The following is a 5,154-nucleotide window of genomic DNA, read 5'->3' as shown; positions in this document are numbered from 1 at the left end:
GCATGCTCTGCCGGGTCGATCGCCGGGGGCGGGGGAGCGGTCGCCCGGATCCCGGGGGGCGTGGCGGCGTCCGGTGCGGGCTGTGGCGCCGGGTCGAAGGTGCGCGGCGCAGCGCGCACGGGATCTTTCCCGGACCCCCACAGGGCCTGCATATCCGCCACCAGGTGGCCGCGTTCTTCCAATGGAATGGCGGTCTGTGCTTGCCACGATTGCCACGGCTGCACCGGGGGCCGCCGGGGCTGGACATTCCCGGCGCCGCCTGGCTGCGTTGCTGCCGGGGTGTCCGCCGCGCCCAGTGCCGCGGCGCGCGGCACGGCCAGCGCGTTTTCCAGCGCGTGGCGCACGGCCTGGTGCACTTCGCGGCTGTCCCGAAAGCGCACCTCGATCTTGGTGGGGTGCACGTTCACGTCCACGCGGGCCGGGTCGATCTCCACGTACAGCGCGTACACGGGCTGCTTGTGGCCGTGCAGCAGGTCCTCGTAGGCGCTGCGTGCCGCGTGGCTGAGCACCTTGTCGCGCACGAAGCGGCCGTTCACGTAGCAGTACTGGTGGTCGGCGCGTGCGCGCGCGGTGTCGGGCAGGCCGGCGCGACCGGTTACGGTGACCGGGCCCGCGCGGTGCTGCAGCGCCACGGACTGCGCCACGAAATCTGCGCCCAGCACGTCGGACAGGCGGCGCGCCAGCGCGTCGCGGGAATCGCCCTGGCCGGGAACGAAGGTGGCGCGCCATTGCTCCACGAGCCGGCCCTCGTGCCAGACGGCAAAGCCCACGTCGGGCCGCGCCAGCGCGTGGCGGCGCACCGACTCGATGCAGTGCGCCAACTCGGTCGCGTCGGTTTTGAGGAATTTGCGGCGCGCGGGGGTGGAGAAGAACAGTTCCTTGACCTCCACCGTGGTTCCCGGACTGCGGGCCACAGGGCGCAGCACGCCGCTGCGCGCGTCGAGTGCATAGGCATTCTCCTGCGCCGCCGGGCGCGAGAGCAGCGCCATGTCCGACACCGCGGCAATGGCCGCCAGGGCCTCGCCGCGAAAGCCCATGGTGGCCACCGTCTCGAGCTCGTTCAGGTTCGTGATCTTGCTCGTGGCGTGGCGGCGCAGCGCCACGTGCAGCTCATCTTGCGGAATGCCGCTGCCATCGTCTTCCACCGTGATCAGCCGCACCCCGCCGGCCGACAGGCGCACGCTGATCTGCGTGGCCCCCGCGTCCAGCGCGTTGTCCACCAGTTCGCGTATCACCGACGCCGGGCGCTCGACCACCTCGCCGGCGGCGATCTGGCTGATGAGCTCGTCGGGCAGGTCGCGGATGGGGCGGCGGGCAGTGGCGGTAGTGGGGGAAGCGGCGGGTTGCGCCGCCACGAGGCAGGGGAGGGTGTCGTCGTTCACCCCGCGGATTCTAGGGTGCAGGCGGTGCAGGGGAGGGTGGCGAGCGGGCGATGGGGATAATGCGCGCTGCTCTTTCAACGCCCGGCTGCGCGCCGGCCTGTTCATGGAACTTGCCGCTTTTCTGCTCGACTTCATCCTGCACGTCGACCGCTACCTCGAAACCTTTGTGCAGACCTACGGTGCCTGGGTGTACGCGCTGCTGTTCCTGATCGTCTTTGTGGAAACCGGTGTGCTGCTCATGCCCTTCTTGCCGGGCGATTCGTTGCTCTTCGTCGTCGGCGCGCTGTGCGGCGCGGGCATGCTGCATTTTCCGCTGGCCTGCACGGTGCTGCTGCTCGCGGCCATTTTGGGCGATCAGTGCAATTACACGATCGGCCGCTTCCTGGGGCCCAAGGTGTTCCGGTGGGAGGATTCGCGCTGGTTCAACCGCCGTGCGTTCGAGCAGGCGCACGGGTTCTACGCGCGCTACGGCGGCGTGACCATCGTCGTTGCGCGCTTCATGCCCTTTGTTCGCACCTTTGCACCTTTTGTCGCCGGTGTGGCGCAGATGGGTCGGGCCCGCTTCAGCCTGTTCAACGTCTGCGGTGCCCTGCTCTGGGTGCTGGGCCTGTGCACTGCGGGCTACTTTTTCGGCAGGCTTGCCTGGGTCCGGGAGAACCTGGACAAGATCATCTGGGTCCTCCTCCTCGTCCCCGGCCTGATCGCGATCCTTGGTGCCTGGCGTTCCGGGCGGCGGGCCAAGGCGGTCTGATCTTCAGGGTTTGCGCGACGGCAACGGTTCGCCGCGCCGCTCAAAGTTCAGGGCCACGACACTGGCAATGACGATCGCAGCGCCGAGCAGCACCATCGGCGAAGTCTTCTCGCCCAGGACCATCGAGGCCATGAGCATGGCCGTCGGCGGGACCAGGTACAGCGCCATCGACGCCCGGCTGACGTCGATCCGCGACAGAACGTAGGCCCAGGCCAGATAGGCGAGGGCGCTGGGAAAGACACCGAGCAGCAGGACGGCCGCATTCACACGCATCGGGGCCCGGGCCACCTCGCCGGCCAGCCCCGGCAGATAAATGCAAAGCAGCGCGGTACCCGACCAGACGGTGTAGCAGACCATGGTCAAGGCACTGTAGCGTCCCGCATGTCTCTTCTGGAGAACGAAATAGACGCTCCATGCGAAGGCCGCCAGCAAAACCAGAAGTCCCCGGGCTTGGAACCCCCCGAACACCCGGTCACCGGCGATGACGGTCACGGCACCCACCAAGCCCAAGGCGACGCAGCCCCAGCGCCACAGCGTGATTTTTTCGTTCAGAAAGCAGCGGGCGATGAGCGCACTGAAGAGGGGGGTGGACTGGGCCAGCACACTCGCCGCCCCCGCGCTGACGCTCCGCTGGCCGTGGTTCAGCGCCACATGGTGCAAGGCAACGGCGAAGAAGCCAAGCGCCACGAGCAAGGGCAGGTCCCTGATTCGAGGCAGCGCGATGCGCTGCACTCCGGCAACCAGGCCCATGAAGACCGAAGCAATGAGAAAGCGCAGGAGCGCGAGGTGCCCTGGCTCATAGCTCTGCAAACCGATGCGGATGCCGATCGGCGAATAAGCCCAGCACAGGATGACAAAGCCGGATGCAAGCGCAGTCTTTGACGAAGGGGTGCGCCACATGGCCTTCCTGCTAGCTCTTGACCGAGCAGGCCGCGTGCGCCCGGTGGTGCAGGTCGAGCAGTTGCTCGGCGCCGGGGCGTGCGCGGCCCCCCCTTACTTGGCGAGGAAGCTGTCGTGGCATGACTTGCAACTGTCTGCCGTGGCGCCAAACGCGGCCTTGAGGGTGTCCAGATCACCCGTTTTCGCGGCGGCGGCGAGTTTGACGGTTTCGGGTCCGAGCTTTTCGGCGTGTTCCCTGAACTTGGCCTGCTCGGTCCAGACGCCTGGCCGGGCCTTGGTGGGGGCGCCCTTGTTGGTGCCCGGACCGAAGGCGACCCATGGAAGCTTGGCCATATACGCCACCACGTCGGCGCTGTCTTGCGCCTCCTTGGCGTCGAAGGGCATGCGTCCGTTGACCATCGCCCCGATGCGACCGAAATGCTGGCCCATCACGAAGAGCGCGCCCTGGCGGTATTTGATCGCGTCCTCGGTTTTGGCGAACTGGGCAGAAGCCGGGGCGCTGAGGACCAGGGTCGTGGCAGCCAGGGTCAGAGCAATAGATGCTTTCATGGGGACTTCCTTTTGCGTGGGGGATGGACAGGACAGGAATGCACGCTTTTTATACACTTTTGCGCGCCGGGGGAGTGTAGCGATTTGATGGTGGTTGCGCTGCGGGCCGATTTTTCCGGGCCCGTCTCTTGCATAATGCGGGCACATTCGCCCTTGTAGCACCATGGCGCAGCACACTGTACGCATCTGGGATCTTCCGACCCGCATCTTTCACTGGGCACTGGTTGCCGGCGTCGTGGCACTGGTCATCACGGCCAAGCTGGGCGGCAACGCCATGGTATGGCACCTGCGCATCGGGCATGCGGTGCTGGCCCTGCTGGTGTTTCGCATCGTCTGGGGCTTGGTCGGCGGGCGCTGGTCGCGCTTCACGGCCTTCCTGTATTCGCCGGCGCGCTTGCTGCGCTACCTGCGCGGCAAACCCCACCCCGAGGACGGAATCGGCCACAGTCCGCTGGGCGCCCTGTCGGTCTTTGCCTTGCTGGCGGTGCTGCTGGCGCAGGTCGCAAGCGGCTTGTTCAGCGATGACGAGATCGCCTTCTCGGGCTCCCTCACGCGCTTCGTCCCGAACGCGCTGGTCGACCAGGCAACGCGCTACCACAAGGACATCGGCCAGTACCTGCTGCTCGGGCTGGTGGCCCTGCACGTGCTGGCCATCGTGTTCTACGTGCGGGTGCGCGGGCAACAATTGGTCAAACCCATGTTCGATGGAGACAAGTTGCTCGGCACGCCCGCGCAGCCGGCGCGCGACGACGCCGTCAGCCGGCTTGCGGCGCTGCTGTTGCTGGCCCTCAGTGGCGCGCTCTCGTGGTGGGTGTCATCCCTTGCGGTAACAGGGTTTTGACCGAACTCGCTACACTGCCGCCTGCGTCGTTTCTACCCCCTGCGTTTTGGACAAGCCCTGCATCACCCTGCGCTCCCCCGGCTCGCCTGCCGAGATGGAAATGGTGCGCGACATTTTCCGGGAATACGCCGACAGCCTGGGTGTGGACCTGGGCTTTCAGGATTTCGAGCGCGAACTCGCGCACTTGCCCGGCGAGTACATTGAGCCGCGCGGCGCGTTGCTGCTGGCCGAAGTGGAGGGCGCGCTCGCGGGCTGCTGCGCGCTGCGGCCGCTGGACAACTGCGACTACCCGAACGCCAGCGAAATGAAACGCCTGTACGTGCGCAAGGCGTTTCGTGGCTTCGGTCTGGGGCGTGAACTGGCGCAGGCCATGCTGGACCGGGCCCGGCAGGCGGGCTACGCCTGCGTATTGATCGACACGCTGGACGATATGGAGTCGGCGCGCGCGCTGTACACCGACCTGGGCTTTGCAGAGATCCCGCCCTACTACCACAACCCGATTGCGGGTGCGCATTACCTCAGGGCCGATATTTCCTGAAGTCTTTCCTGGCGTCTTGCGCCTGCCGGTAGGGAATGAATTCCGTCAGCCCCTGAGTTGGGCCAGCAGCGTGTCCGCGTCGCTGACCTCAAACTTGCCAGCGGCTTCCACGTTGAGCTCCAGCACCTTGCCGTCGCGCACCAGCATCGAATAGCGGTTGCTGCGCAGGCCCAGGCCCTTGCCGCTGAGGTCC

The 5,154-nt window shown here is 66.8% G+C and carries 6 protein-coding genes and 1 pseudogene; 3 read left to right on the top strand and 4 right to left on the bottom strand.

Features of this window, described 5'->3' with window-relative positions; genetic code table 11:
* Window positions 1–1,355, bottom strand: a 1,355-nt coding sequence (gene mutL, locus VTU_RS0117830; protein ID WP_029554530.1) for a DNA mismatch repair endonuclease MutL, incomplete at its 3' end; no start/stop codon positions are given.
* A 130-nt stretch (window positions 1,356–1,485) separates the two neighbouring features.
* On the opposite strand from mutL, the gene VTU_RS0117825 reads away from it, so the two are divergent.
* Entirely contained in the window at window positions 1,486–2,133 is a 648-nt protein-coding gene (locus VTU_RS0117825; RefSeq protein WP_010106706.1) for a DedA family protein, read from the top strand.
* A gap of 3 nt (window positions 2,134–2,136) precedes the next feature.
* Here VTU_RS0117825 and VTU_RS0117820 read toward each other — a convergent pair whose 3' ends face one another.
* Both VTU_RS0117820 and VTU_RS0117815 read right to left on the bottom strand, forming a co-directional pair.
* Window positions 2,137–3,033 carry a DMT family transporter gene (locus tag VTU_RS0117820; protein ID WP_010106705.1) on the bottom strand — a complete coding sequence of 299 codons (897 nt, stop codon included), beginning with the start codon at window positions 3,031–3,033 and terminating at the stop codon, window positions 2,137–2,139.
* Between the two features lie 93 nt (window positions 3,034–3,126).
* Window positions 3,127–3,582, bottom strand: coding sequence for a c-type cytochrome (locus VTU_RS0117815; protein ID WP_010106704.1), 456 nt, complete (start codon window positions 3,580–3,582; stop codon window positions 3,127–3,129).
* A 163-nt stretch (window positions 3,583–3,745) separates the two neighbouring features.
* On the opposite strand from VTU_RS0117815, the gene VTU_RS0117810 reads away from it, so the two are divergent.
* Complete coding sequence (locus VTU_RS0117810) at window positions 3,746–4,423, top strand: cytochrome b/b6 domain-containing protein (protein ID WP_010106703.1); 678 nt, start codon at window positions 3,746–3,748, stop codon at window positions 4,421–4,423.
* A gap of 46 nt (window positions 4,424–4,469) precedes the next feature.
* Entirely contained in the window at window positions 4,470–4,961 is a 492-nt protein-coding gene (locus tag VTU_RS0117805) for a GNAT family N-acetyltransferase (protein ID WP_010106701.1), read from the top strand.
* Between the two features lie 45 nt (window positions 4,962–5,006).
* On the opposite strand, the pseudogene VTU_RS28010 reads toward VTU_RS0117805, so the two are convergent.
* Window positions 5,007–5,154: pseudogene (locus VTU_RS28010) on the bottom strand (peroxiredoxin); the annotation flags it as partial.

It is taken from the genome of Verminephrobacter aporrectodeae subsp. tuberculatae At4 (genome assembly GCF_000193225.1).
Taxonomy (GTDB): domain Bacteria; phylum Pseudomonadota; class Gammaproteobacteria; order Burkholderiales; family Burkholderiaceae_C; genus Acidovorax; species Acidovorax aporrectodeae.
This window is presented reverse-complemented; position numbering and strand designations above follow the sequence as displayed.